Annotated in this window: 21 protein-coding genes; 10 read left to right on the top strand and 11 right to left on the bottom strand. The window is 71.2% G+C overall.

Annotated features, from left to right (window positions below; all coding sequences use genetic code 11):
- Positions 1-106: 106 nt before the first annotated feature.
- Positions 107-1,534, top strand: a complete 1,428-nt coding sequence (locus ACZ6Z8_RS19355) for a CCA tRNA nucleotidyltransferase (RefSeq protein WP_465611438.1) — start codon at positions 107-109, stop codon at positions 1,532-1,534.
- 66 nt (positions 1,535-1,600) lie between these two features.
- On the opposite strand, the gene ACZ6Z8_RS19350 is transcribed toward ACZ6Z8_RS19355, so the two are convergent.
- The 5 genes from ACZ6Z8_RS19350 to ACZ6Z8_RS19330 form a co-directional block, all read right to left on the bottom strand.
- The gene (locus ACZ6Z8_RS19350; protein ID WP_465611267.1) at positions 1,601-2,572 is read right to left on the bottom strand and encodes an LppU/SCO3897 family protein; all 972 of its coding nucleotides are present in this window, start codon (positions 2,570-2,572) and stop codon (positions 1,601-1,603) included.
- A gap of 34 nt (positions 2,573-2,606) precedes the next feature.
- A complete protein-coding gene (locus ACZ6Z8_RS19345) occupies positions 2,607-3,224 on the bottom strand; it encodes an LppU/SCO3897 family protein (RefSeq protein WP_465611266.1) in 618 nt (205 codons plus the stop codon).
- A 121-nt stretch (positions 3,225-3,345) separates the two neighbouring features.
- The gene (locus ACZ6Z8_RS19340) at positions 3,346-4,713 is read right to left on the bottom strand and encodes an MFS transporter (protein ID WP_465611265.1); all 1,368 of its coding nucleotides are present in this window, start codon (positions 4,711-4,713) and stop codon (positions 3,346-3,348) included.
- A 144-nt stretch (positions 4,714-4,857) separates the two neighbouring features.
- Positions 4,858-5,940 (bottom strand): inositol-3-phosphate synthase, encoded by a 1,083-nt coding sequence (locus tag ACZ6Z8_RS19335; protein WP_030278269.1) that lies wholly within the window; start codon positions 5,938-5,940, stop codon positions 4,858-4,860.
- Between the two features lie 127 nt (positions 5,941-6,067).
- Positions 6,068-6,784 carry a PadR family transcriptional regulator gene (locus ACZ6Z8_RS19330; RefSeq protein WP_465611264.1) on the bottom strand — a complete coding sequence of 239 codons (717 nt, stop codon included), beginning with the start codon at positions 6,782-6,784 and terminating at the stop codon, positions 6,068-6,070.
- 515 nt (positions 6,785-7,299) lie between these two features.
- On the opposite strand from ACZ6Z8_RS19330, the gene ACZ6Z8_RS19325 reads away from it, so the two are divergent.
- Together ACZ6Z8_RS19325 and ACZ6Z8_RS19320 are read left to right on the top strand one after the other, a co-directional pair.
- Positions 7,300-9,804: a transglycosylase domain-containing protein gene (locus tag ACZ6Z8_RS19325; RefSeq protein ID WP_465611263.1), complete on the top strand. Its 2,505-nt coding sequence runs from the start codon at positions 7,300-7,302 to the stop codon at positions 9,802-9,804.
- A 190-nt stretch (positions 9,805-9,994) separates the two neighbouring features.
- Positions 9,995-11,584 (top strand): glycosyltransferase family 87 protein, encoded by a 1,590-nt coding sequence (locus tag ACZ6Z8_RS19320; protein ID WP_465611262.1) that lies wholly within the window; start codon positions 9,995-9,997, stop codon positions 11,582-11,584.
- 27 nt (positions 11,585-11,611) lie between these two features.
- Here the strand turns inward: ACZ6Z8_RS19320 and ACZ6Z8_RS19315 are convergent, their stop codons facing one another.
- The 3 genes from ACZ6Z8_RS19315 to ACZ6Z8_RS19305 form a co-directional block, all read right to left on the bottom strand.
- A complete protein-coding gene (locus ACZ6Z8_RS19315; protein WP_465611261.1) occupies positions 11,612-12,646 on the bottom strand; it encodes an alanine racemase in 1,035 nt (344 codons plus the stop codon).
- A gap of 13 nt (positions 12,647-12,659) precedes the next feature.
- On the bottom strand, positions 12,660-13,778 hold the full coding sequence (locus ACZ6Z8_RS19310) for a lipid II:glycine glycyltransferase FemX (RefSeq protein ID WP_465611260.1): 1,119 nt from the start codon (positions 13,776-13,778) through the stop codon (positions 12,660-12,662).
- Positions 13,779-13,944: 166 nt separating this feature from the next.
- The gene (locus ACZ6Z8_RS19305) at positions 13,945-14,244 is read right to left on the bottom strand and encodes a hypothetical protein (protein WP_465611259.1); all 300 of its coding nucleotides are present in this window, start codon (positions 14,242-14,244) and stop codon (positions 13,945-13,947) included.
- 318 nt (positions 14,245-14,562) lie between these two features.
- Here ACZ6Z8_RS19305 and rpsF point away from each other — a divergent pair, with 318 nt between their 5' ends.
- The 4 genes from rpsF to rplI all read left to right on the top strand — a co-directional run bounded on the left by rpsF (position 14,563) and on the right by rplI (position 16,328).
- On the top strand, positions 14,563-14,853 hold the full coding sequence (gene rpsF, locus ACZ6Z8_RS19300; protein WP_030278276.1) for a 30S ribosomal protein S6: 291 nt from the start codon (positions 14,563-14,565) through the stop codon (positions 14,851-14,853).
- 96 nt (positions 14,854-14,949) lie between these two features.
- Entirely contained in the window at positions 14,950-15,549 is a 600-nt protein-coding gene (locus tag ACZ6Z8_RS19295) for a single-stranded DNA-binding protein (protein WP_465611258.1), read from the top strand.
- 78 nt (positions 15,550-15,627) lie between these two features.
- Entirely contained in the window at positions 15,628-15,864 is a 237-nt protein-coding gene (gene rpsR, locus ACZ6Z8_RS19290; protein WP_030059640.1) for a 30S ribosomal protein S18, read from the top strand.
- Positions 15,865-15,881: 17 nt separating this feature from the next.
- A complete protein-coding gene (rplI, locus tag ACZ6Z8_RS19285; protein ID WP_355668897.1) occupies positions 15,882-16,328 on the top strand; it encodes a 50S ribosomal protein L9 in 447 nt (148 codons plus the stop codon).
- 95 nt (positions 16,329-16,423) lie between these two features.
- Here the strand turns inward: rplI and ACZ6Z8_RS19280 are convergent, their stop codons facing one another.
- Positions 16,424-17,758: an MATE family efflux transporter gene (locus ACZ6Z8_RS19280; protein ID WP_465611257.1), complete on the bottom strand. Its 1,335-nt coding sequence runs from the start codon at positions 17,756-17,758 to the stop codon at positions 16,424-16,426.
- A gap of 452 nt (positions 17,759-18,210) precedes the next feature.
- Between ACZ6Z8_RS19280 and dnaB the strand changes: the two genes are divergently transcribed.
- A complete protein-coding gene (dnaB, locus tag ACZ6Z8_RS19275) occupies positions 18,211-19,827 on the top strand; it encodes a replicative DNA helicase (protein ID WP_465611256.1) in 1,617 nt (538 codons plus the stop codon).
- Between the two features lie 48 nt (positions 19,828-19,875).
- Here the strand turns inward: dnaB and ACZ6Z8_RS19270 are convergent, their stop codons facing one another.
- Positions 19,876-21,084, bottom strand: coding sequence for a GNAT family N-acetyltransferase (locus tag ACZ6Z8_RS19270; protein ID WP_465611255.1), 1,209 nt, complete (start codon positions 21,082-21,084; stop codon positions 19,876-19,878).
- Between the two features lie 162 nt (positions 21,085-21,246).
- On the opposite strand from ACZ6Z8_RS19270, the gene ACZ6Z8_RS19265 reads away from it, so the two are divergent.
- Positions 21,247-22,692: an acyltransferase family protein gene (locus tag ACZ6Z8_RS19265; protein ID WP_465611254.1), complete on the top strand. Its 1,446-nt coding sequence runs from the start codon at positions 21,247-21,249 to the stop codon at positions 22,690-22,692.
- 73 nt (positions 22,693-22,765) lie between these two features.
- Here ACZ6Z8_RS19265 and manA read toward each other — a convergent pair whose 3' ends face one another.
- Positions 22,766-23,974, bottom strand: a complete 1,209-nt coding sequence (manA, locus tag ACZ6Z8_RS19260) for a mannose-6-phosphate isomerase, class I (RefSeq protein ID WP_465611253.1) — start codon at positions 23,972-23,974, stop codon at positions 22,766-22,768.
- A gap of 342 nt (positions 23,975-24,316) precedes the next feature.
- Here manA and ACZ6Z8_RS19255 point away from each other — a divergent pair, with 342 nt between their 5' ends.
- Positions 24,317-25,084: a polyprenol monophosphomannose synthase gene (locus tag ACZ6Z8_RS19255; protein ID WP_465611252.1), complete on the top strand. Its 768-nt coding sequence runs from the start codon at positions 24,317-24,319 to the stop codon at positions 25,082-25,084.
- Positions 25,085-25,129: the final 45 nt, after the last annotated feature.

Raw genomic sequence — 25,129 nt, 5'->3', positions numbered from 1 at the left:
GGCGGTTGACCTTCCGGGCCACGTACCCTTGTGAGCCGTGTCCACTGCCAATGAGCCCACCACGCGCACCGACCGTCCCAACACCGCCGCCCAGGTCGTCCCAGGCCTGAGCGAGGCCCAGACCCTCGGGCTGCAAGAGCTGCTGCGGGTTTCTCCGGTGGCCGACGAGATCGCCCGCCGGTTCCAGGCTGCCGGTCACCGACTGGCCCTGGTCGGCGGCTCGGTGCGGGACGCGCTGCTCGGCCGGCTCGGCAACGACCTGGACTTCACGACCGACGCCCGCCCGCAGCAGGTGCTCAAGCTGGTCAAGGGCTGGGCGGACGCGGTCTGGGACGTCGGCATCGCCTTCGGCACCGTCGGCGCCCGGAAGGACACCCCCGAGGGCTCCTTCCTGATCGAGATCACCACCTACCGCTCCGAGGCGTACGACCGCACCTCCCGCAAGCCCGAGGTGACCTACGGCGACACCATCGAGGAGGACCTGGTCCGCCGGGACTTCACGGTCAACGCGATGGCCGTCGACCTGCCCGGCCGCGGCTTCGTCGACCCGCACCACGGTCTGGAGGACCTGGAGGCCCGGGTGCTGCGCACCCCCGCCACCCCCGAGGAGTCCTTCTCCGACGACCCGCTGCGGATGATGCGGGCCGCCCGCTTCGCCGCCCAGCTGGACTTCGACCCGGCGCCCGAGGTGATCGCCGCGATGACCGCGATGGCCGAGCGGATCACCATCGTCTCGGCCGAGCGGGTGCAGGCCGAGCTGAACAAGCTGCTGCTGGCCGATCACCCGGTGAAGGGCCTGCGGCTGCTGGTCGACACCGGCCTGGCCGGGCACGTGCTGCCGGAACTGCCCGCGCTGAAGCTGGAGCGCGACGAGCACCACCGGCACAAGGACGTCTACGAGCACTCGCTGACCGTCCTGGAGCAGGCCATCGCCCTGGAGCAGGACGGCCCGGACCTCACCCTGCGCCTCGCCGCGCTGCTGCACGACATCGGCAAGCCGCGCACCCGCCGCTTCGAGTCGGACGGCCGGGTCTCCTTCCACCACCACGAGGTGGTCGGCGCCAAGATGACCCGCAAGCGGATGCGCGAGCTCAAGTACTCCAAGGAGCTCACCGAGGACGTCTCGCGCCTGGTCGAGCTGCACCTGCGCTTCCACGGCTACGGCGGCGGCGAGTGGACCGACTCCGCGGTGCGCCGCTACGTCACCGACGCCGGGCCGCTGCTGGAGCGCCTGCACAAGCTCACCCGCTCCGACTGCACCACCCGCAACAAGAAGAAGGCGGCCGCCCTCTCGCGCACCTACGACGGCCTGGAGCACCGGATCGCCGAGCTGAAGGCGCAGGAGGAGCTGGACTCCATCCGCCCGGCGCTGGACGGCAACCAGATCATGGAGCTGCTCGGGCTGAAGCCCGGCCCGCAGGTCGGCAAGGCGTACAAGCACATGCTTGAACTGCGGCTGGAGCACGGCCCGATGGAGCCCGACGAGGCGGTCGCGGCGCTGCGCGCCTGGTGGGACGGGCAGCAGCAGGGCTGACCGCGACGGCGGTGACGGAACGAGGGGCGGCCCCGTGCGGGTGCCGCCCCTCGTCCGTGCGCGGAATCAGAGGTGCTTGAGGCAGAGCACGTAGTCCAGCGCCGGCCAGTTCGAGTAGGTGCGGCTGTACGTGCTGTCCGACTTGGGCTGCTTCTTGCAGACCGTCTCGTCGGAGGTGGCGAAGTACTTGTAGACCACCTTGTACTGCGCCTTGGTGTCGGTGCAGGCCAGCACGGTGATCTTCGGGTGGTCGGCGCTGGTCCCGTCGTTGCGCAGGCAGTCGCCGGTCTTGGCGTCGTCCACCGCGTCGCTCGGGTCGGTCGGGGTGGCGATCGGCGGCAGGGTGATGCTCGGCATGGTGAAGGACGGCAGCGGGGGCGGCGGGGTGTAGCTGAAGGTGGGCCGCGGCGACGGGGCGAAGGTGACCGTGTTGACCGGCGTCGGCGAGGCGACCGCGGGGTCGCTCTTCGGACCGAGCACGCCGGTGGCGGCCAGGATCCCGACGCTCAGCAGGGAGACCGGCACCAGCAGCATCGCCAGATGCGGGCGGCTGGTCAGCGGGGCGCCGGGGTCGAGCTGGGGGCCGTGGGTGCCCGGCATCGGCGGCGGCAGCCGCTTGATCCGGCCGTGGGCGCCGAGGTTCATCAGCAGGGTGATCAGCGTCAGCAGCGGCGACACCCAGCTCCACCAGCCCTGGACGAGCGTCCTGGCGGACATGTCGCGCACGGTGGCCGTGCCGCAGGTGTGGCAGAACGGTCCGTGCATCCGGAGCATCCGGAACGCGACTATCAGGCCCTGGTGGCCGCGGACGGTCGCGCGCACCGCCGGGAAGCCGCCGCAGAAGCGGCAGTGCTCGCCGTCCGTCGGGGCCGGCGGCGGGTAGCCGTAGCCGTAGCCGGGCGGCTGGGCGCCGTAGGGCTGCTGCTCCGGGGGCGGGGCGCCCGGGTAGCCGTACCCCGGCGGTGGCGGGGCGCCGTACGGGCTGCCGTCACCGGGTGGCGGGCCGTAGGGCATCTGGGGCGGAGGCGGAGCGGACAAGGGGTCCCCCGGGAACAGGATGGTGGCGGAAGGGTCAGGACTTCTTCACCGGCGGGTAGCCGCCGGTGGTGGGGGTCAGTGGGCCCAGGCAGAGCACGTACCGCGTCTTGTTCCACCGGCGTCCGCTCTTGCCCGAGACGGCGCTGGTGGTCTGCGGCGTCTGCCGGCAGCGGGTCACGTCGGTGGTGCCGGTGAACTTCGACAGCACCTTGTAATTGGCTTTGGCGTCCGTGCAGTTGACGATCGAGACGTCACGCGATCCGCTCACCCGGACGCAGTCGCCGGGTTTGGCGCTGCTCACGCTGGGGCCGGCCAGGAAGTAGCCGGCCGCGAGCACGCCGCAGCCGCCGACCAGCCCGACGATCCTCAGCTTGGACCGGACGCCGCGCTTCGCGGGGGGTGTCGCGGCCACCGGGGCGGGCTGGGGGTGGCCGTACGGGCCGGGGGGCGGCTGCTGCCCGTACGGCGCCTGCGGCTGGGGCTGCGGCTGCGGTGGCTGGGCGTACGGGTTCTGGGCGTACGGGTTCGGGTACGGCAGCGGAGCGGGCGGCTGCTGCCCGTACGGCGGTTGGCCGCCGTACGCCGGCGGTGGCGGACCGTACCCGGGCGCGGCGGGTGGCGGCGGCCCGTACGGGCCGGTCGGTGTGCTCATCAGTTCGTCCCCCGTGACCGAGTGCTGTCGTTCAGACAGGTTTACGTACCTTAGCGACTGGGTCGGACGCAATCGGTCCCCAGCCCGCAAGGGACATCGGTACGGGGTGGTTTCGATTCCGCTACCGGACGGTTTCAGTGGCCGTCGCCGGGGAGCGGTCGCCGTCCCCGGGGAGCGGTCCGGACCGCCGGGCGGTCCGCAGGTAGAGCACCGCGGTCAGCCCGTACACCGCGGCCACCCCGGCGACCACCGCCACCGAGCGGCCGGACAGCGGCAGCACCAGCGCGGTGACCAGGGCGGCGGCCACGAAGGCGACGTTGAACAGCACGTCGTAGATGGCGAAGACCCGGCCGCGGAACTCGTCCTCGACCGACTCCTGCACCACGGTGTCGGCGCAGATCTTGGTGCCCTGGGTGACCACGCCGAGCAGCAGGGCGGCGGCCAGGCAGGGGATCGGCGCGAAGAACAGGCCCAGCGCGGGGACGAAGACCACCGGGGCGAGCAGGCAGGCCGTCATCCAGCCGGCCAGGCCGAGCCGGCGGGTGCACCAGGGGCTGACCACCGCGGCGATGAAGAACCCCGCGGCCGACAGGCCGACCGCCTGGCCGAGGGTGGCCAGTCCGGCCGCGCTGTCGGCCGGGTCGTTGAAGGTGTACCGGGCGAGCATCACCACGACCACGATCAGCACGCCGTAGCAGAACCGGGCCGCGGTGACGGCGGCCAGCGCATGGGCGGCGGGGCGGCGGTCCCGCACCAGGTGGCGCACGGCGGCGCCGAGTTCGACGGCGGCCCGCTTCAGCGCCTGGCCGAGCGCGGGGTGGTCGCCGTGCCGCTCCGGGCCGAGCAGGTCGCGGTCCATCCGGCGGGCGGCCAGCGCGGCCGACAGGTACAGCAGCGAGGCGACGGTGACCAGCGCGGCGTCCGCCTTCGGCCCGGGCGCCATCACCTGGTGCAGCAGGAAGCCGATGCCCCCGCCCGAGGCGGCCGCGACCGTCCCGAGGGTGGGGGAGAGGGCGTTGGCGGTGACCAGGGTGTCCTGCTCGACCACCCGCGGGAGGGCGGCCGACAGCCCGGCCAGGATGAACCGGTTGAGCGCGGTGACCAGCAGCGCCGAGGCGAAGAACAGCCAGGTCGGCGCCTCGGCCAGGAGCAGCGCCCCGGTGCCCAGCCCCAGCCCGAAGCGGGCCAGATTGCCGAAGTAGAGCACCTGGCGGCGGCGCCAGCGGTCCAGCAGCACCCCGGCGAACGGGCCGATCACCGAGAACGGCAGCAGCATCACGGCCAGCACCGAGGCGATGTCGGCGGGGGAGGACTGCTTCTCGGGGGAGAAGACCACGTAGGCGGCGAGCGAGACCTGGAAGACGCCGTCCGAGAGCTGGGAGAGCACCCGGGCGGTGAGCAGTCGACGGAAGTCCCGGCCACGGAGCAGACCGAGGAGCGTGGCGCGTTGCGCGGACTGGTGGGTGCTGCCGTTCTCGGTGATCGCCACCCGCCCAGGGTGCCATGGAACCGGCCGCCGTTTCACGTGAAACATCCGCCGCGGAAAGGTGAAGGGCTCACGATCAGTTGATCGTGAGCCCTTCGGGCGCGTTATGAGCGGTCAGCTCAGCGCTCAGCGCTCAACACGCGGCGCTCAGCGCTCGACCTCGCCGCGGATGAACTTCTCGACGTTCTCCTTGGCCTCGTCGTCGAAGTACTGCACCGGCGGGGACTTCATGAAGTACGAGGAGGCCGACAGGATCGGGCCACCGATGCCGCGGTCCTTGGCGATCTTCGCGGCGCGGACGGCGTCGATGATGACACCGGCGGAGTTCGGGGAGTCCCAGACCTCCAGCTTGTACTCCAGGTTCAGCGGGACGTCGCCGAACGCGCGACCCTCAAGGCGGACGTAGGCCCACTTGCGGTCGTCAAGCCAGGCCACGTAGTCCGAGGGACCGATGTGGACGTTCTTGGCGCCCAGCTCGCGGTCGCGGATCTGCGAGGTGACGGCCTGGGTCTTGGAGATCTTCTTGGACTCCAGGCGCTCGCGCTCCAGCATGTTCTTGAAGTCCATGTTGCCGCCGACGTTCAGCTGCATGGTGCGCTCAAGGATGACACCGCGGTCCTCGAACAGCTTGGCCATCACGCGGTGCGTGATGGTGGCGCCGACCTGGGACTTGATGTCGTCACCGACGATCGGCACGCCGGCCTCGGTGAACTTGTCCGCCCACTCCTTGGTGCCCGCGATGAACACCGGCAGGGCGTTCACGAAGGCGACCTTGGCGTCGATGGCGCACTGGGCGTAGAACTTGGCCGCGTCCTCGGAGCCGACGGGCAGGTAGCAGACCAGGACGTCGACCTGCTTGTCCTTGAGGACCTGGACGACGTCGACCGGGGCCTCGTCCGACTCCTCGATGGTCTCCCGGTAGTACTTGCCCAGGCCGTCGAGGGTGTGGCCGCGCTGGACGGTCACGCCGGTCGGCGGGACGTCGCAGATCTTGATGGTGTTGTTCTCGCTGTTGCCGATGGCGTCGGCCAGGTCGAAGCCGACCTTCTTGGCGTCGACGTCGAAGGCGGCGACGAACTCCACGTCACGGACGTGGTAGTCACCGAACTGGACGTGCATCAGCCCGGGGACCTTGCCGGCCGGGTCGGCGTCCTTGTAGTACTCGACACCCTGCACCAGCGACGCGGCGCAGTTGCCCACGCCCACGATGGCTACGCGAACCGAACCCATTCCGGTTGCTCCCTGTGATCTCATGAGGGCCGTCGGGGCCGACGGCACTCGTCCTGCTTCTTCGAATGACTGCTTGTACGGGCGCGAGGCGCCCACTCCTGCCGCGCGGCACAGGGCTGACGCGGTGTCAGCGCTCCTGGTCGGAGCGCCCCGGGCGGTCGTACGGTGGCCCGGACGGGTCGGGGGACCCGGTCTCCTGGCCACGGCCGTCCGAAGTCGTGTGGGGTACGGCGGTGGTGCCGGTGCTCCCGGTGGGGGCACCGGCAGCGGGCCCGGTCCGGCCGGTGCGGTTGGCCCGCTCGGTCTCGATCAGCTCGTTGAGCCACCGGACCTCGCGTTCCACCGACTCCAGGCCGTGCCGCTGGAGTTCGACGGTGTAGTCGTCGAACCGTTCGCGGGCGCGGGCCAGCGAGCTGCGCATGCGCTCCAGGCGCTCCTCCAGCCGGCTGCGGCGACCCTCCAGGACGCGCATCCGGACGGCCCGGTCGGTCTGGCCGAAGAAGGCGAAGTGGACGCCGAAGCGCTCGTCCTCCCAGGCGTCCGGACCGGAGTCGGCGAGCAGCTCCTCGAAGCGCTGCTTGCCCTCGGGGGAGAGCCGGTAGACGATCTTCGACCGCTTGCCGTTGAGCGCGGTGGCCGGGACGTACTCGACGTCCGGGTTGTCCTCGACCAGGAAACCCTGGGCGACCAGGCTCTTCAGGCACGGGTAGAGCGTTCCGTAGGAGAGCGCCCGCAGCGCTCCGAGCAGGATGTTGAGCCGCTTGCGCAGCTCGTAACCGTGCATCGGGGCGTCATGGAGCAGGCCGAGAACGGCGAACTCCAGCACTCCTGAGCGCCTGCCCACTGCCGTCGTCCTCCTCCCTCTCCGCCTTCGCTCCGGCCGCTGCACCGGCGGTATACCGCTTCGATGTATCGGCTCGATATATCGAGAACAGTAAACCCGACCCCCGGAACGGGCAAGGGGGGCACGCGTGAATGTGATCACAAGCCGACGCGCGGGTGGGGTTGGCAACGGGCATGTAATGATCTGTCGTCGTTTTGCGGTTATTGGCGCCTGATGCCCGATTAGTTGTATTTCAGCGCTGCGTACGCTGTCGCGTGTGCACGAGGACCAACCTCCGGGGTTAGGGCGGTCCGGGCATCGGACAGGAACCCTGCCTTCAGGCCGACAAGGCCTGGCGAGGAGCGGCTGAGAACATGAGCGAGCGACGGCGAAGGACGCCCAACCCGGGCGGTGACGGGCAGCAGCCCCCGGGAGGCGGAGGTCGTCGGGGTGGTCCCGGACCCGACGAGCTGGCTTCGGACGGGCTCGGCCGCCGACGTCAGCCGGGCGTCCGGGAGACCGCCCAGCAGCCCCGGATGACCCGTGCCGAGATGCGCAAGGCCGCCCAGAAGAAGGGCAAGGGGGGCGGCCGCCGCGGAGGGGACGCCGCTCCCGCCGCAGCCGCAGCCGGCCCGGGCAAGAAGCGCTTCATCGACTACCCGCGGTTCGGCAAGACCGGCGTCCGTCGCTGGCTGCCCTCCTGGAAGCAGTGGCTGAGTGCCTTCCTGCTGTTCTTCGCCACCGGCGTGGGCGCCGTGTTCTACCTCTACCAGACCACCACGGTCCCGCAGCTCAAGGACCTGGTGAAGGAGCAGAACACCATCTACTACTGGGCCGACGGCACGGAGATGACCCGCAAGGGCGACACCAACCGCCAGATCGTCGAACTCAACGACATCAGCCCCAACCTGCAGAACGCCGTCATCTCGGCCGAGAACGAGACCTTCCGCACCGACAGCGGCATCGACCCCAAGGGCATGCTGCGCGCCGTCTACAACATGGCGAAGGGCGGCGAGACCCAGGGCGCCTCGACGATCACCCAGCAGTACGTCAAGAACGCCTACCTCAGCCAGGAACAGACCATCAGCCGCAAGATGAAGGAGTTCTTCATCACGCTGAAGATCAACCAGACGACGAGCAAGGACGACATCCTCAAGGGCTACCTCAACACCAGCTGGTTCGGCCGCAACGCCAACGGTGCCCAGGCCGCCGCCCAGGCGTACTACGGCGTCAACGCCAAGGACCTGAACCTCTGCCAGAGCGCCATGCTGGCGGGTCTGCTGAAGGGCGCGAACTACTACGACCCCTCGAAGCCGGCCAACCACGACCGCGCCGTGGAGCGCTGGAAGTGGATCCTGGACCGGATGGTGACCACCCACAACGCCACTCCGGAGGAGCGGGCGAAGTGCACCACCTTCCCCGAACCGATCCAGCCGAAGAGCAGCTCCAACATGAGCGGTGAGGTCAGCTACCTGGTCGACACCGTCAACCAGTACGTGATGACCACCGACAAGTCGATCACCCAGCAGATGATCGACAAGGGCGGTCTGAAGATCTACACCACCTTCGAGAAGGACAAGGTCGACGCCCTGAAGAAGGCCGTCGACGACGTCAAGGCCGAGAACCTCGACCCGCAGAAGCGTCCCAACAACGACACCTTCGTCCAGTTCGGCGCCGCCAGCATCAAACCCGGCGACGGCGCGATGGTCGCCATCTACGGCGGCGACGGCGTGGAGAACGGCCACTTCGACAACAACGCCAACGCGGGCGGCGTCCAGGTCGGCTCGACCTTCAAGCCCTTCGTGCTCGCCACCGCGATGCAGGTCGGCGTGCAGACCGCGAAGGACAGCGACGGCAAGCCGAAGCGGATCAACGCCGACAGCCGCTACCTCGCCGACGACATGTCCGAGATCCGCAAGCCGGACGGCTCGCTGGTGATCGGCGACGACGGCAAGCCCTACCGGCAGAAGAACGAGGACTCCGGCAAGCGCGGCTACGTCTCGCTGCGGCAGGCCATGCAGTGGTCGTACAACGTGCCCTTCGTCCAGCTCAACCAGGACGTCGGCGGCCCGGCCGTGGCCGACATGGCCGTGCAGATGGGCATCAAGCGGGAGAGCCTGGCCGACCCGAAGACCGCGACCTTCCCGCTCGGTACCTCCACCATCAGCCCGATCCGGATGGCCACCGGCTACGGAACCCTGGCAGCCAGCGGCAAGGAGGCCGAGCCCTACTCGGTCACCAAGGTCGAGGTGGACGGCAAGGAGCGCCCGGGCTTCGGCAAGAAGGACGTCAAGGTGGCGCTGGAGCCGGCCGTCGCCGACAACGTCACCGACGTGCTGGTGAACGTGGCCAAGAACGGCACCGGCTCGAAGACCAACGCGCTGGGCCGCCCGGTGGCCGGCAAGACCGGTACCACCGACGAGAACAAGTCGGCCTGGTGGGTCGGCTACACCCCGCAGCTGGTCACCAGCGTCGCGATGTGGCGGGAGGACCCGAGCAAGCACGACCGGGTGTCGCTCAACGGCACCGGCGGCAAGCAGTCCATCCACGGTGGTGACATCCCCACCGACATCTTCACCCGGTACATGAAGGCCGCGCTGGCCAACGAGAAGAAGATGGACTTCCCGACCCCGCAGTCGGTCGGCACCGAGGTGGACTCCTCGGGCGCGCCGTCCACGGCCACGGCGACGGCCACCCCGACGGCGACGGAGACCCCGTCGGCCCCGGCCCAGACCCAGGCGCCGGTCCAGCAGCCGACCCAGCAGCCCACCCAGCCCGGCCCGGGCGGGAACTGCGTGCCGGGCGTGGACTGCCAGCCGACCCAGCCGCCGACCCACGGCGGCGGGCACACCCCGAAGCCGACGGACACCAGCTGCACCCTCATCTTCGGCTGCCCGTCGACGACACCGACCGGCACCACCGGCGGTGGTGCCGGTGGTCCCGGTGGCGGCGCCGGTGGTGCCGGCGGTGGCAGTGGCGGCGGCAAGCCGAGCCCGAGCAGCACCGCCGGCGGGATGCAGGGCGGTGGAGCGGCCGGGTAGTGGCCCCGACCCGGTCCGGTCCCGCCGGTGAACCGGTGGGACGGTGAAACGGTGAAGCGGCGGTGGCGGTCCTCCTCGGAGGGCCGCCACCGCCGTTTCGTCACGATTAGCCGCCCGCGCCCCGCCCGTACCGCCGGACCACGCGGGGTCCTCCTCGTCCCGCCGCATCCGGTGCGGCAGGATGTCCGGCATGACGTCGAGCGATCGTGACGAAACCGCCGGCCCGCACGGGTCCGGCGCCGCCGCAGGGCCCACCCCGGCAGCCGTCGCCACGGCCGCGCCACCGGCCGACACCGTGGTCGTCCCGGCCGACGAGGACCGGGTGGCGGCGGCCGGCAGCGAGGTGTTCGGCGGCCCGCCCGGCCGACGGGCGCTGCTCGGCGTCTCCTGGTGGATCCCGGTGCGCGTCCTGGCACTGGTGGTGATCGTGGTCTCGGTGCTCGGCATGGTGCACGACCTGCCCTGCTACGACCAGGCCTGGTTCCAGCCGGGGTCCCCGCAGTACATCCACGCCTGCTACAGCGACATCCCGCACCTGTACTCCGGCCGCGGGTTCTCCGCCGGGCTGCACCCGTACGTGGACCGCATCCCCGGCACCACCGGGGACCTGCAGTACCTGGAGTACCCGGTGCTGACCGGCCTGTTCATGCAGGTCGCGGCCTGGCTGACGCCCGGCGGCGGCACCGGGCAGGCCCAGGAGCAGTGGTTCTGGGTGATCAACGCCGGGCTGCTGATGGCCTGCGCGGTGGTCGCCGCGGTCGCGCTCTCGCGCACCCACCGCCGCCGCCCCTGGGACGCGATGCTGTTCGCGCTCTCGCCGATCGTGCTGCTCAACGGCACCGTCAACTGGGACCTGCTCGCGGTCGCCCTGGCCGCCGTGGCGATGGCCTGGTGGGCCCACTCCCGGGCGGGCTGGGCCGGCGTCTTCATCGGCCTGGCCACCGCGGCCAAGCTCTACCCGCTGCTGCTGCTCGGCCCGCTGCTGGTGCTCTGCTGGCGGGCCGGGAAGTGGCGGGAGTTCCGGGTGGCGCTCGGCGGCGCGGTGGGCGCCTGGCTGCTGGTCAACCTGCCGATCATGCTGGCCAACTGGCAGGGCTGGTCGACCTTCTACGTCTTCAGCGAGCACCGCGGCGAGGACTACGGCTCGTTCTGGCTGATCCTGATGCAGAACCGCGGGGTGGGACTGGCCGACCTCGACGTCTACATCGGCGTGCTGATGGTGCTGGGCTGCGCGGCCATAGCGTGGCTCGGCCTCTCGGCGCCCCGCCGGCCGCGCTTCGCGCAGCTGGCCTTCCTGGTGGTCGCGCTGTTCGTGCTGGTCAACAAGGTGTACTCGCCGCAGTACGCGCTCTGGCTGCTGCCGCTCGCGGCGCTGGCCCGGCCGCGCTGGCGGGACATCCTGGTCTGGCAGGCCTGCGAGGTGCTGTACACCCTCGGCATCTGGTCCCACCTGGGCTTCGTGACCGGGCCCAAGCAGCACGGGATCGGCGAGCCCTGGTACCACTTCGCGATCGTGGTGCACCTGCTCGGCACGCTCTACCTGGTCGTCCTGGTGGTCCGCGACGCCCTCCACCCGGACCGCGACCCGGTCCGCCGGGACGGCAGCGACGACCCCTCCGGCGGGGTGCTCGACGGGGCCCCGGACGTGTTCACCCTCGGCGCCGCCCGGCACCTCCACGAGGACGAGAGCTACGCCGGACACGCGCCGGCCGGCTCCTTCGAGCAGTGGCTGGAGGAGCCACGGCTGTCGGAGCCGGCCGGGAACGAGAAGCAGTCCTGACGCGAGCCGGGCGCGGTGAGCGGGGCCCTAGCGGTCCACCACCCGGTCGAAGTGGGTGGTGGTGTGACGGACCTGGAGGCCCAGCTCCTCGCCGATCGCGGGGGGCGCGGTCTCCCCGTCCAGGAACAGCAGCGAGACCTGCATGTGCGGCGGCTCGGCGAACCAGAGCTGCTTGCCCGCCCAGTGGAACGGCGACTTGGTCTTGTTGACGGTCGCCAGGCCGGCCCGGGCGATGCCCTTGGCGCGGGCGCCCATGCTCGCCACGTACTTGGGCGCCTCCAGGCCGATGCCGTGCGCGGTGCCGCCGGCGACCACCAGGATGTGGCCGTCGGAGGGCGCCGGGTGCTGGCGGTAGCCGTAGCGGTCGCCCTTCTTCACCGGGGTGACGTCCAGCACGGTGGCCCGGACCTCCAGGGCGCCGTGGTCACCCAGCCAGAGCCGGGTGCCGATCCGGGCCCGGAAGACGGTGTCCGGGTAGCGCTGGGCCAGCTGGTCCATGCCGGCCGCGCCCAGGTGGCTGACGAAGACGGTGTGCACCGGGATGCCGGCCGCCTTCGCGGTGTCCACCCAGTACATGACCTCCTCGACCGGGCTGGAGCCGTCCGGGCGGTCCATCGGCAGGTGCAGCGCGAGGCCCTCGAAGGCGACGCCGTCCAGCTCCGCGGCGACGGTGCTCAGGTCGGCCGCGCTCACGCCGTGCCGGCGCATGGTGGTCATGCACTCCAGCACCACCCGGGCGCCGCGCAGCGCGCGCAGCGCGTCCACGCTGGCCACCGTCCGGATCACCCGGGCGTGCGGCAGCGGGAGCGCCTCCTCGCCGACCCGGTACGGGGTGAGCACCAGCAGCTCGCCGCCGTACCACTCGGCGGCGTCGGCCGCCTCGTAGGCGGTGCCGACGGCCAGCACACCGGTGCCCAGCAGCGTCGCCTCCTCGGCCAGCCGGTGGTTGCCCAGGCCGTAGCCGTTCCCCTTGGCGACCGGCACCAGGCCGGGGAACTCGGCGAGGACGGAGCGCTGGTGGGTGCGCCAGCGTTCGGTGTCGAGGTAGAGCGACAGCGTCATCGGGTCAGCCTCCTCAGCGGCGGGACATGTAGAGGTCGAGGGCCTTGTGCAGCAGCTTGTTGAGCGGGAAGTCCCACTCGCCGAGGTACTCGGCCGCCTGGCCGCCGGTGCCGACCTTGAACTGGATCAGACCGAACAGGTGGTCGTTCTCGTCCAGGGTGTCGCTGATGCCGCGCAGGTCGTACACGCCGCCGCCGAGCGCGTAGGCGTCGCGCATCATCCGCCACTGGATCGCGTTGGAGGGCTTGACCTCGCGCTTGTGGTTGGCCGAGGCGCCGTAGGAGTACCAGACGTGCTCGCCGACCACCAGCATCGTGGTCGAGGCCAGCGGCTCGCCCTCGTGGTAGGCGATGTAGAGCCGCATCCGGTTCGGGTCCTCGGAGTTGAGGGCGTTCCACATGCGCTGGAAGTAGGACAGCGGGCGCGGGGTGAACTTGTCGCGCTCGGCGGTGACCAGGTAGAGCTGGTGGAAGATCGGCAGCTCGTCGTAGCCGCCCTGGACGACCTCGACGCCGCTCTTCTCGGCCTTCTTGATGTTGCGGCGCCAGAGCTGGTTGAAGCCCTTCTGGATGTCGTCCAGCGAGCGGTTGGCCAGCGGCACCTGGTACACGTAGCGCGGCTGGACGTCACCGAAGCCGGCCCCGCCGTCCTCGCCCTGCAGCCAGCCGGCCTTGCGCAGCCGGTCGGCCACCTCGAAGGCGCGCGCCTCGTACCAGTCGGCCTCGACGTCGCGCAGCCGCTTGGCCTGCTTGGCGGCGATGGCCTCCTTGATGGTGGCGGCGTTCCAGCGGCGGATGACCACCGGCGGGCCCATCTTCACCGAGAAGGCGCCCTGGGACTTCAGGTGCGCCAGCATCGGGGAGAGCCAGCGGTCGAGGTCGCGGTCGAACCAGTCGATGACCGGGCCCTCGGGCAGGTAGGCGAGGTAGCGCTTGACCTTCGGCAGCTGGCGGTAGAGCACCAGGCCGGCGCCGACCAGCTGGTTGTGCTCGTCGAACCAGCCGATCGACTCGGAGCGCCACTCGGCCTTCACGTCACCCCAGGCCGGCACCTGCATGTGGCTGGCCGAGGCGCGGCTCCTGATGAAGGCGAGGTGCTCCTCGCGGGTGATCGTCCTCAGGCGCAGGCTCATTGCTCGGTGCTCCTCGTCGGTCGGGCTGCGGTGGCCCCAGGTTCTCGGGCTGACCCTATCGTCCGGGGCCCGGGCGTCCGCCGCTGCGGGCACGACGGCGCCCCCGTCGGGTACCTGTCTTCTGCAGATACGCGACGGGGGCGCCGAGGGTTCCTGAGCGGTGCGGTCAGCCCCAGAGGCCGCCGCGGGCGACGCCGAGGTAGAAGCCGATCGCGGCGGCGCCGAGCGTGATCATCAGGACGAAGCGTTCGGCGGTGGTCACCGAGATGAACATGCCCCACAGGCCCGTGACGATCCCGGCCAGGCCGGTCCACGAGCTCAGCAGGTGCAGGTTGTGGAAGAACGACGTGGTGAAGGCGATCACGCCCAGCACGGCGGTCAGTGCCACCAGGGTGTTCTCGCGGGGGTGCGGGTGGCCGTCGGTGTTCAGCGTGAGCGCGGGCATGCGATGGACGGACTGGGCCATGAGTCCCACCTCCTGGCGTGGAGACGAACGGGCAGGAATCCCGTTCGTCCAGATTGCGGCGGTTGGGTCCGTCTCACAACCCCTATGCGTTTTGTTCGGCCGTCCGGGTGCGGGTAGGCTGTGCCGTCTGCACTGGTGTAGTTGTGCCCCCTTGCGCCCTCTTCCGGGTGACGCCCCCTTCCGGGTGGTCGGGGCCCGACTGTCGGACCCGGCCGCTACGGTGGCCCGGAGTCGTCACCTCACCGGTGCCGACGCTACGCACAACCCTCCTGCCACGGAGAGACCGTGGCCGCTGAGTCCAAAGGAGGTGGGTTACTCATGCGTCACTACGAGCTGATGGTCATCCTCGACCCCTCGGTCGAGGAGCGCGCTGTCTCCCCCCTGATCGAGTCCTTCCTCGCCGTCGTCCGCAACGGCGGCGGCAAGGTCGAGAAGGTCGACACCTGGGGTCGTCGCCGTCTGGCTTACGAGATCAACAAGCAGTCCGAGGGCATCTACTCGGTCATCGACCTCAAGGCCACGCCTGAGGTCGTCAAGGAGCTCGACCGCCAGCTGGGCCTGAGCGAGTCGGTTCTGCGGACCAAGGTCCTGCGCCCGGACACCCACTGAGCCACCTCTGAGGCCTTCGGGTCTCGGGTAGCTCGCGTCCGCTGTTTCACGTGAAACAGCGGTGAACGGACATCTTCCCGAGAGGTCATCACCACCATGGCAGGCGAGACCGTCATCACCCTCGTCGGCAATCTCGTCGACGACCCCGAGCTGCGCTTCACCCCGTCGGGTGCGGCGGTCGCGAAGTTCCGCATCGCGTCCACCCCCCGCACCTTCGACCGTCAGACGAACGAGTGGAAGGACGGCGAGAGCCTCTTCCTCACGTGCAACGTCTGGCGTCAGCCGGCGGAGAACGTGGCCGAGTCGCTGCAGCGAGGCATGCGCGTCATCGTGCAGGGCCGACTGCGCCAGCGGTCTTACGAGACCAAGGAAGGCGAGAAGCGGACGGTCTTCGAGGTCGAGGTCGACGAGGTCGGCCCGAGCCTGCGCTCGGCGACCGCGAAGGTCACCCGGGCCAACCGGTCCGGCGGCCCCGGTGGCGGCTTCGGCGGCCAGCAGGGCGGCGGCCAGGGCGGTTGGAGCGGCGGTGGCGGCCAGCAGGGCGGCGGCTGGGGTGGAAACTCCGGCGGCGGCCAGTCCGGTCCCTCCGACGACCCGTGGGCGTCCAGCGCCCCGTCCGGTGGTGGAAACCAGGGTGGCGGCGGCTGGGGCGGTGCCCCGTCCGGCGGCGGCTACTCGGAAGAGCCCCCGTTCTAGAGCTGACAGATTTCGTGCGGCCCGGCCGCAGGCGTCCCAGGACGCCGGTCGGGCCGTGAACCCCAAATGGAGCACACCATGGCGAAGCCGCCTGCTCGCAAGCCGAAGAAGAAGGTTTGCGTCTTCTGCAAGGACAAGGTCAACTACGTTGACTACAAGGACACGAACCTGCTGCGGAAGTACATCTCCGACCGCGGCAAGATCCGTGCCCGCCGGGTCACCGGCAACTGCACCCAGCACCAGCGTGACGTCGCCACGGCCGTGAAGAACAGCCGTGAGATGGCGCTGCTGCCCTACACCAGCACCGCGCGCTAAGAGAGGGTGACCGAGTAATGAAGATCATCCTCACTCACGAGGTGCCGGGTCTCGGCTCCGCCGGCGAGGTCGTCGAGGTCAAGGACGGCTACGCCCGCAACTACCTGGTCCCGCGTGGCTACGCCATCCGCTGGACCAAGGGTGGTCAGAAGGACGTCGACGCCATCCGTCGCGCCCGCAAGATCCACGCGATCCAGACCCTCGACGCCGCCAACGAGGTCAAGGGCAAGCTCGAAGGCGTCCAGGTCAAGCTGGCCGTCCGCTCGGGCGACGCCGGCCGCCTGTTCGGTTCGGTGACCCAGGCCGACGTCGTCGAGGCCATCAAGGCCGCCGGCGGCCCGGCTGTGGACAAGCGCGCCGTCGCGATCGCCTCGCCGATCAAGACCGTGGGCACCCACAAGGTCTCGGTCAAGCTGCACTCGGACGTCGTGGCCAACCTCGACGTCGCCGTCGTGGCTGCCTGAGTTCCGTAGCAGTGGCCTGAGGGCCGGACTCCGCGAGGAGTCCGGCCCTCGGTCGTTCCCGGGCGCGGCCCCGGTCGCTTCCCGGGCCGCGCGGTTCAGCTCCGGACGGCTCCGGTGACCAGCCAGCGGCCGCCGCGGGCCCGGGCGACCAGGAAGACCGCACGGACCAGCATGAACAGGTTCATCGCCCACCACAGCCCGGCCAGCCCGGCGCCGGTGGCCGGCACCGCGAAGGCCACCGGGGCGAACACCGCCAGGGTCGCCAGCGCCGCCCACGCGAGGTACGGGCCGTCCCCGGCGCCCATCAGCACGCCGTCCAGCACGAAGACCAGCCCGGCCACCGGCTGGCTGAGCGCGAGCAGCAGCAGGGCGGTGCCCAGCTGCCCCTGGACCACGGGGTCGGGCGTGAACAGCGGGACGTACAGCGGGCGGGCGAGCACCACCAGCAGGCCGAGCAGCACCCCGGAGCCGAGGCCCCACTCGACCATCCGCCGGGTGGCCGTCCGGGCACCCGGGGCGTCCGAGGCGCCCAGGTAGCGGCCGATGATGGCCTGCCCGGCGATCGCGATGGCGTCCAGCGCGAAGGCCAGGAAGTTGAACAGCGTCATGGTGATCTGGTGCGCGGCCACCTGGTCGTCGCCGAGCCGGGCGGCCACCGCGGTGGCGATCATCAGCACCGCGCGCAGGCTGACCGTCCGGACCAGCAGCGGGCCGCCCGCCCTGGCACCGGCACGGATGCCGGCCAGGTCCGGTCGCAGCGAGGCCCGCTCCCGGCGGGCGCCGCGGACCACCACGACCAGGTAGACGGCGGCCATCCCGGTCTGCGCCAGCACGGTGCCCCAGGCCGAGCCGGCCACCCCGAGCCCGGCGCCGTACACCAGTCCGGCGTTCAGGCCGATGTTGGCGGTGAAGCCCGCGACGGCCACCGCCAGCGGCGTGCGGGTGTCCTGGAGGCCGCGCAGCACGCCGGTGGCGGCCAGCACCAGGAGCATCGCCGGGATGCCCAGCGAGCTGATCCGCAGGTACGTCACGGCGTACGGCGCCGCGGTCGGCGAGGCACCCAGCACCGCGGCGGCCCAGGGCGCCAGCAGCAGGCTGAGCAGGACCACCGGGACGGCCAGGCCCACGGCGAGCCAGAGGCCGTCGACGCCCTGCTGGACGGCGCCCCGGCGGTCCCCGGCGCCGATCCGGCGGGCCACCGCGGCGGTGGTGGCGTAGGCGAGGAAGACGAAGACCCCGGTCGCGGTGGTGAGGGCGGCGGAGGCGACGCCGACCCCGGCGAGCTGCGGGGTGCCGAGGTGGCCGACGATCGCGGAGTCGGCCATCAGGAACAGCGGCTCGGCGACCAGCGCGCCGAAGGCGGGCACCGCCAGAGCGAGGATCTCGCGGTCGTGGCTGCGTCTGGAGGGCTCGGAGGGGGCGGCGCTCATGCGCTCCAGGGTACTCATCCACAGGTAACAGGCCAAGGGCATGTTCGGCCATTACTCGAAAGAACGGGCGGCCCGCTCCGCCCGGCCCGTGCCCACAGCCGTCCGGCTGTGTGTGAAGAATTTCTCATGCACAGGCCCGGGAAGGGGTAATCGCAGGTCAGCAGGTTGACGGTGGATCGATCGTCCGGTTATCCACAGGAACTTCCACAGGGGTGTCCACAGCTTTGCGGCAGTTCTCCACAGCCCCGGGCCACTCGTCCACACCCCCTGTGGATAACCGTCTTGGCGCGAGGGCGTCCGGCGCCTTAGCGTGGGCCGTCCACCCGACACTCCCACCGGCCCCGGCGTCCGATTTGTCGGTGCCGTGGCGTACAAAAGGAGCGGCCCCGCTCCACCCAGCCACCGGCAAGGCCCGCTCCAACTTCGCACCACTCGCTGATCGGGGAACACGCGTGACCGGCCCCCAGTACGACGACCACGACGCCCCGCCGCCGGAGGAGGACTGGCAGAACGCCGAGGACCCCTTCCCGGTCGGCGCCTTCGACGACGCCCCCTTCCCGGACGGGCCCGGCGACCGGCTCCCGGTCTCCCGCAACCGCGGCAACGGCCAGAGCGGCGGCGGTCAGGGCGGCGCCCGGGGCGAGGGCTTCCGCAAGGGCGGCGCCGGGTTCAACGGAGGCAAGAAGGGCGACCGCCGGGACGACCGGGACCGCCGGGACGACGAGGGCCGGGGCGGGGTCGACGGCTTCGAGCGCGTCCCCCCGCAGGACCTCGCCGCCGAACAGTCCGTCCTGGGCGGCATGCTGCTGTCCAAGGACGCCATCGCCGACGTGGTCGAGGTGCTCAAGCCCGCCGACTACTACCGGCCCGCGCACGAGATGATCCACGGCGCGATCCTCGACCTGTACGCCCGCGGCGAGCCGGCCGACCCGATCACCGTGGCCGGCGAGCTCACCAAGCGCGGTGAGCTGCAGCGCGTCGGCGGCGCCTCCTACCTGCACACCCTGGTCAACTCCGTCCCGACCGCGGCCAACGCGGAGTACTACGCCCAGATCGTCCACGAGCGCGCCGTACTGCGCCGCCTGGTCGAGGCCGGCACCAGGATCGCCGGCATGGGCTACGCGGCCGAGGGCGACGTGGACGAGATCGTCAACGCCGCCCAGGCGGAGATCTACGCCGTCACCGAGCAGCGCACCAACGAGGACTACGCGCCGCTGGCCGACATCATGGAGGGCGCCCTCGACGAGATCGAGGCGATCGGCTCCCGCAACGGCCAGATGTCCGGCGTGCCGACCGGCTTCGCCGACTTCGACCAGCTCACCAACGGCCTGCACCCCGGTCAGATGATCGTCATCGCGGCCCGCCCCGCCATGGGTAAGTCCACCCTGGCGCTGGACTTCGCCCGCGCCTGCTCGATCCACCACAAGCTGCCGAGCGTGATCTTCTCGCTCGAAATGGGCCGCAACGAGATCGCCATGCGCCTGCTCTCGGCCGAGGCCCGGGTCGCCCTGCACCACATGCGCTCCGGCAACATGACGGACGACGACTGGACGCGGGTCGCCCGCCGGATGCCCGACGTCAGCGAGGCACCGCTGTTCATCGACGACTCGCCCAACCTGTCGATGATGGAGATCCGCGCCAAGTGCCGCCGGCTCAAGCAGCGCAACGACATCAAGCTGATCGTCATCGACTACCTCCAGCTGATGCAGTCCGGCGGCTCCCGCCGGGCCGAGAACCGCCAGCAGGAGGTCTCGGACATGTCGCGAAACCTGAAGCTGCTGGCCAAGGAGCTGGAAGTCCCGGTCATCGCGCTGTCCCAGCTGAACCGTGGTCCCGAACAGCGCACCGACAAGCGGCCGATGGTCTCCGACCTGCGAGAGTCCGGCTCGATCGAGCAGGACGCCGACATGGTCATCCTGCTGCACCGCGAGGACGCCTACGAGAAGGAGTCCCCGCGCGCGGGCGAGGCCGACCTGATCGTCGCCAAGCACCGTAACGGTCCGACCGCCACCATCACGGTCGCGTTCCAGGGCCACTACTCGCGCTTCGTCGACATGACCAGGGACTGATCCCGCCGCGGTGGCCGCCCGACGGGTGACCACCGCGGTGCGCTCCGGTCAGAACCAGTGCAGGCAGTGCGGGGTGCGCTCGGCGCGGAACAGGGCGTCGGCCAGGGCGGCCGCCTCCGGGTGGTGGGCCCGGATGTGCCCGGCCCGTACGAGCGTGCTCGGGGCGGTGCCGCCGAGGTAGACCGAGCCGAGGTCCCGGACGTCCAGCGAGAGGTCGGGCTCCCGGTCGGTCGGGACGCACTCGGCCTTGCCGTCCCGGACGGTGAGCAGGTGGCGGGCGCGCTCGCCGAGGAACGGGTCGTCGACGTCGAGGACGAGCTCGCCGTCGGTGAGCCAGCCGCGGGCGGTCAGGGCACCCGGGACGTCCAGCAGCCGCACCCAGAGCCAGTCGCTGCTGTTGCCCACCTCGGCGGCGGCGAAGTCCGCGAGCTGCCAGCGCAGCGGGTGCTCGGCCGGGAAGTGCTTGAACACGACCCGGCCGACCAGGTCGTGGCCGAGCAGGAACCGGGCCAGCGCCGCGGAGACGGCGTCGTCGACGGCGATGGTTTCGTCGACCGTCAGGGTGTCCCCGTCGAGCGCGTAGCTGGCGTAGCCGTCCGGAACGCCGTCGGCGTCCCGGTGGACGGCGACGTAGCGCGGCGCCGCGGAGACCGGGGGCTGTCCCGCGCCCAGCGCCCACCAGCGGTGCGGCCGGGACAGCGCACCCGGCCGGGTGCGGCGGTACCGGTCGTAGAGCTCCTCCAGGAGCTCGCCGCACCGGGCGCGCCGGAGCACCTCGACCGAACCGGTGTCCGTGCCACCGGCCCGCGGGGTGGCGAGGGCGGCCCGGTGGCGCGGCACCGTCAGCCGCCCGGTGTACGTCGCCGGACCGTAGCCGAACCGGCCGTAGATCACGGCCTCGGAGGCCAGCAGCACGGAGAGGACCTCGCCGCGGGCCCGCAGCTCGGCGAGCTGGTGCCGCATCATCGCGGTGAGCACGCCCTGGCGGCGGTGCGTGGGCAGGACGCCGACGTTGCTCACCCCGGAGACCGGGACGATGACCTGACCGGGCAGGGTGAGCTCGAAGGAGTACGCGCCGGCGGTGCCGACCGGTCGCCCGTCGGCCGTCACGGCGAGCAGGCTGCGGTCCAGCTCGGTGGCCGACCACCAGAGCCCGCCGCCGTCCTCGGCCGGGGTCTCCGGGAAGCGCCCGAACGCGGCGTGGAGCGTGTCGACGAAGACCTCGCGGTCCCGATCGGTCGTGGAACGGATCTCCATGGCTGTCGCTGCCTCCCCTGGGTACCGGCCCCACGGTGTGTGGCGCCCGCGACAGTCCAGCCCCGCCCGGCGTCCTGATCAACCGAATTTCGTACCGGGCGCGGCGACGTCCGTGCTGACGCCGGGAAAGGGGAGGGGGCGCAATGGACTACTGTCCCTGCCGTGAAGACGATACGACAGCTGTCCGCCCGAAGGGGCCGGGGGAGCGAGCAGTCCCAGAACGGTGGGGCGGCTGCCCGACTCGGCTGGCTCGACGCGCTGCGCGGCGTGGCCGCCCTCGTGGTCGCCCTGCACCACTTCGACGTCCTGAAGCTGTTGCCGGACCGCCTGGCCGCCTTCATCTGGTGGCACGCGGACCTCGGCCTGTACGGCGTGATGCTGTTCTTCCTGGTCAGCGGGTACATCATCCCGGCCTCGCTGGAACGCCGGGGTAACGTGCGGGCGTTCTGGATCGGCCGGTTCTTCAGGCTCTGGCCGCCGGTGATCATCGGCATCGCGGTGGCGCTGGCCATCATCCCCAAGGGTGACGGCTCGGTCGCGCTCTTCGCGACCGGCCACAACTACGTGGCCGTGGCCGCCAACGCGACGATGCTGCAGGACTTCATGGGCGTCTGGAACGGCCTGGGCGTGATGTGGACGCTCAGCTACGAGATGGCCTTCTACTACATGGTCACCGCGCTCTTCGCGGTCGGTCAGCACCGCCGCAGCGGCCCGATCGCGGTCGGCTTCGCCGCCGTGGCGGTGCTCTTCGGCACCACGATCGCCTCCCACACGATGACGGTCGACGCCGCCTCGACCCGCCACCTGGTCTGGGGCGCGGTGCTGATCGTGCTCTTCGGCTTCGCCTGCCTGATGAGCGGCCGCGCGAACCTGACCCGGGTCGGGGCGATCGCGCTGGGTCTGCTGGCTTTCGTGCTGATGTACAACAACAGCCGCGCCCCGATGTTCGAGACCCTGATGATCTTCGCGACGATGTTCGCGGGCACCGTGATCTACCGTGCCGAGAAGGGCCAGATCGACCGGCTGCAGGCGCTGCTCTGCTGCGGCTTCGTGCTCGCCGCGGGCGTGGCCGTCGCGTGGTTCTACAACCGCGGCGGCATGGAGAACAACACCTGGACGGCCGGGCCGCGGGCCTGGGCCGGCTCCTTCCTCGGGGCCTGGATCACCTTCGGGATCGGCTTCGCGCTGCGCAAGCGCCGCTTCCCCAAGCCGCTGACCTGGCTCGGCGGGATCAGCTTCTCGCTCTACCTGCTGCACGTCCCGGTGCTGCACACCATGCACTACGCGCTGGACGTGCCCAAGGTGCCCCCGACGACGAGCGGCAAGCTGATCTGGACGGCCGAGTACCTGGCCGTGATCATGATCGCGAGCTGGGTGATGTACAAGCTGGTGGAGCTGCCGGTGCAGAAGATCGGCCGCAAGGTGGGCAAGTGGGTCGACCGGCGCTGGCCGGGCGGCGAGCTGCCGCCGCTGTCGTTCGTGCTACCGGCCGGCCCGGTCACCGCCACGCCCGTGGTGCCCGTTCCGGCGTCTGCTGCGCCGACGCGGACCGTGGAGACGGTTCCGGTCGAGGTCGGTGCGGGCGTACCGGGGTCACGGGACCACTGACCGCCGTACGGATTCGAGGAAGGGCTCGCCCCCACCGGGGGCGAGCCCTTCCTCGTGCGGGCGGCGGCGGCCGTCAGACGGTGACGGTGGCGCGGAAGAGGGTGCCGGGGGCGCCGGCGAGGCGGGTCGCGGTGCCGGTGGCCGGGAGGAAGGCGGACTGGCCTCGGGCGAGGTCGAGCACGGCGCCGTCGGCGGCGGTGAGGCGGACGGCGCCCTCGGTGCAGAGCAGGATCTGCGGGGTGCGGCCGTCTATCTCGCGTTCGACGCCGTCCAACTCGAAGCGGGAGAGCCGGAATTCGTCGATCGGGACGGGGTAGAGCTGCTCGCCGGGGGTGCTCTCGACCGGGACCGGGTGCACCACCTCGGGGGCGCCGGGCTCGAAGAGGACGACCTTCAGCAGCTCCGGCACGTCGATGTGCTTGGGCGTGAGCCCGGCCCGCAGCACGTTGTCCGAGTTGGCCTGGAGCTCCACGCAGACGCCGGACAGGTAGGCGTGCGGCACCCCGGCGCCCAGGTAGAGCGCCTCGCCGGCCCGCAGCCGGACGTGGTTGAGCAGCATGGCGACGATCACGCCGCGGTCGTCCGGGAAGTCCTCGGCGATCCGGGCGTACGGGGCGTGCTCGCCGTCCGGGGCCGTCCCGGCGAGCGCGGCGACGGTCTCCCGGACGGTCCGTCCGGCGGTCGCGTCGTCCATGGTGAGCACGGCCGACAGGGTGTCGCGCAGCGCCTCGGCCTCGGCCTTGTCGTCAGCGGTGTCCCCGACCGACAGCAGCTCGATCAGCGGCTGCAGACCGGGCACCGCGAGGGCGGCCATCAGCGCGGCCGCCCCGGCGGGCCGGCGGAAGCCGCACAGGCCCTCGAACTCGCCCAGCGCGCAGACCATTTCGGGCTTGTGGTTGTCGTCGCGGTAGCTGCGCTCGGGGGCGTCCAGCGGGAGGCCGAGGGCGTTCTCGGCGGCGAAGCCGGCCCGCGCCTGGTCCAGCGTGGGGTGGGCCTGGATGGACAGCGGCAGGCCCGCGGCGAGCACCTTGAGCAGGAACGGCAGGCTCGGGCCGAAACGGGCCGTGCTGGCCGCGCCGAGTTCGCCCTCGGGGTCGGCCGCGATCAGCTCGTCCAGCCGTCGCAGGCCCTCGCCGCGGTCGGCGCGGGACGGGTCGCCGGGGTGGGCGCCCATCCACAGCTCGGCCTGCGGTTCACCGGTGGGCTCCTGTCCCAGCAGCTCGGGCAGGGCCGTGAGCGACCCCCAGGCGTACGGGCGGACGGTGTTGACGAGCCTGTCCATGCGCGCGGTCCTACTCCTTCGCTGACGGGGCGGCCCCCGGACGTCCCGAGTCCGGATCGCCGGGGCGGGCCCGGCGGTACGGGCGGGTCCCGGCACGAGCAAGGGCATCGACCCTAGCCGACCCTGGTCGCTCGCGGGGAAACGGTGGGCACCAGGGGGGAGTGCCGTGGTCAGACCAGCGGTTCCCGGGCGCGGTAGTAGGATGCCAGGACGCAGTAGTCTCCGCCCTCCGCAGCATTCCCCACCGTGGTCATCCCGTCGGCGGGCTGTCGGCGGGGCCGCGTTCCAGAGTGCGGGCGACGGTGTTCTGATACTCCCCGCCATCGGCCGAGAGGTTTGTACGTGACCGTGAACCAGCAGAGTTTTGCTGATCTCGGCAGGGTCCTGGTGATCATCCCGACCTACAACGAGGCGGAGAACGTCGAGCGGATCGTCGGCCGGGTCCGCGCCTCGGTGCCCGAGGCGCACGTGCTGGTCGCCGACGACAACAGCCCCGACGGCACGGGTGAGCTGGCCGACAAGCTGGCCGCCGAGGACCCGAACGTGCACGTCATGCACCGCAAGGGCAAGGAGGGCCTGGGCGCCGCCTACCTCGCGGGCTTCCGCTGGGGCATCGACAACGGCTACGACGTCCTGGTCGAGATGGACGCGGACGGCTCGCACCAGCCCGAGGAACTGGACCGGCTGCTGAACGCGCTGCGCGGCGCCGACCTGGTGCTGGGCTCGCGCTGGGTGCCGGGCGGCCGGGTGGTGAACTGGCCGAAGTCGCGCCTGCTGCTCTCCCGCGGCGGCTCCACGTACTCGCGGCTGATGCTGGGCGTGCCGATCCGGGACGTCACCGGCGGCTACCGGGCCTTCCGCAAGGAGACCCTGCTGGGCCTGGGCATGGACGAGGTGGCCTCGGCCGGCTACTGCTTCCAGGTCGACCTGGCCTGGCGCACGGTGAAGGCGGGCTTCAAGGTCGCCGAGGTGCCGATCACCTTTGTCGAGCGCGAGCTCGGCGCGTCCAAGATGAGCCGCAACATCGTGGTCGAGGCGCTCTGGCGGGTGACCACCTGGGGCATCGCCGACCGGGTGGCCCGCCTGCGGGGTGGCGCCGCCGCGCGCTGAGCCGACCTGCCGAAGGGCTACCGAAGGGGCCCGTCCTCCGTTGAA

The organism is Kitasatospora sp. NPDC101108 (assembly GCF_055584725.1).
The sequence above is the reverse complement of the archived record's forward strand: the minus strand, read 5'-3'. Positions and strand labels throughout refer to the sequence as shown.

Bases quoted from the DNA above. Each gene is read 5' to 3' on its own strand.
- ACZ6Z8_RS19270 (WP_465611255.1), bottom strand. From the start codon at position 21,084: ATGGAGATCCGTTCCACGACCGATCGGGACCGCGAGGTCTTCGTCGAC.
- rpsF (WP_030278276.1), top strand. From the start codon at position 14,563: ATGCGTCACTACGAGCTGATGGTCATCCTCGACCCCTCGGTCGAGGAG.
- ACZ6Z8_RS19335 (WP_030278269.1), bottom strand. From the start codon at position 5,940: ATGGGTTCGGTTCGCGTAGCCATCGTGGGCGTGGGCAACTGCGCCGCG.
- ACZ6Z8_RS19305 (WP_465611259.1), bottom strand. From the start codon at position 14,244: ATGGCCCAGTCCGTCCATCGCATGCCCGCGCTCACGCTGAACACCGAC.
- ACZ6Z8_RS19315 (WP_465611261.1), bottom strand. From the start codon at position 12,646: ATGACGCTGTCGCTCTACCTCGACACCGAACGCTGGCGCACCCACCAG.
- ACZ6Z8_RS19325 (WP_465611263.1), top strand. From the start codon at position 7,300: ATGACCCGTGCCGAGATGCGCAAGGCCGCCCAGAAGAAGGGCAAGGGG.
- ACZ6Z8_RS19320 (WP_465611262.1), top strand. From the start codon at position 9,995: ATGACGTCGAGCGATCGTGACGAAACCGCCGGCCCGCACGGGTCCGGC.
- ACZ6Z8_RS19295 (WP_465611258.1), top strand. From the start codon at position 14,950: ATGGCAGGCGAGACCGTCATCACCCTCGTCGGCAATCTCGTCGACGAC.
- ACZ6Z8_RS19345 (WP_465611266.1), bottom strand. From the start codon at position 3,224: ATGAGCACACCGACCGGCCCGTACGGGCCGCCGCCACCCGCCGCGCCC.
- rplI (WP_355668897.1), top strand. From the start codon at position 15,882: ATGAAGATCATCCTCACTCACGAGGTGCCGGGTCTCGGCTCCGCCGGC.
- rpsR (WP_030059640.1), top strand. From the start codon at position 15,628: ATGGCGAAGCCGCCTGCTCGCAAGCCGAAGAAGAAGGTTTGCGTCTTC.
- ACZ6Z8_RS19280 (WP_465611257.1), bottom strand. From the start codon at position 17,758: ATGAGCGCCGCCCCCTCCGAGCCCTCCAGACGCAGCCACGACCGCGAG.
- ACZ6Z8_RS19310 (WP_465611260.1), bottom strand. From the start codon at position 13,778: ATGAGCCTGCGCCTGAGGACGATCACCCGCGAGGAGCACCTCGCCTTC.
- manA (WP_465611253.1), bottom strand. From the start codon at position 23,974: ATGGACAGGCTCGTCAACACCGTCCGCCCGTACGCCTGGGGGTCGCTC.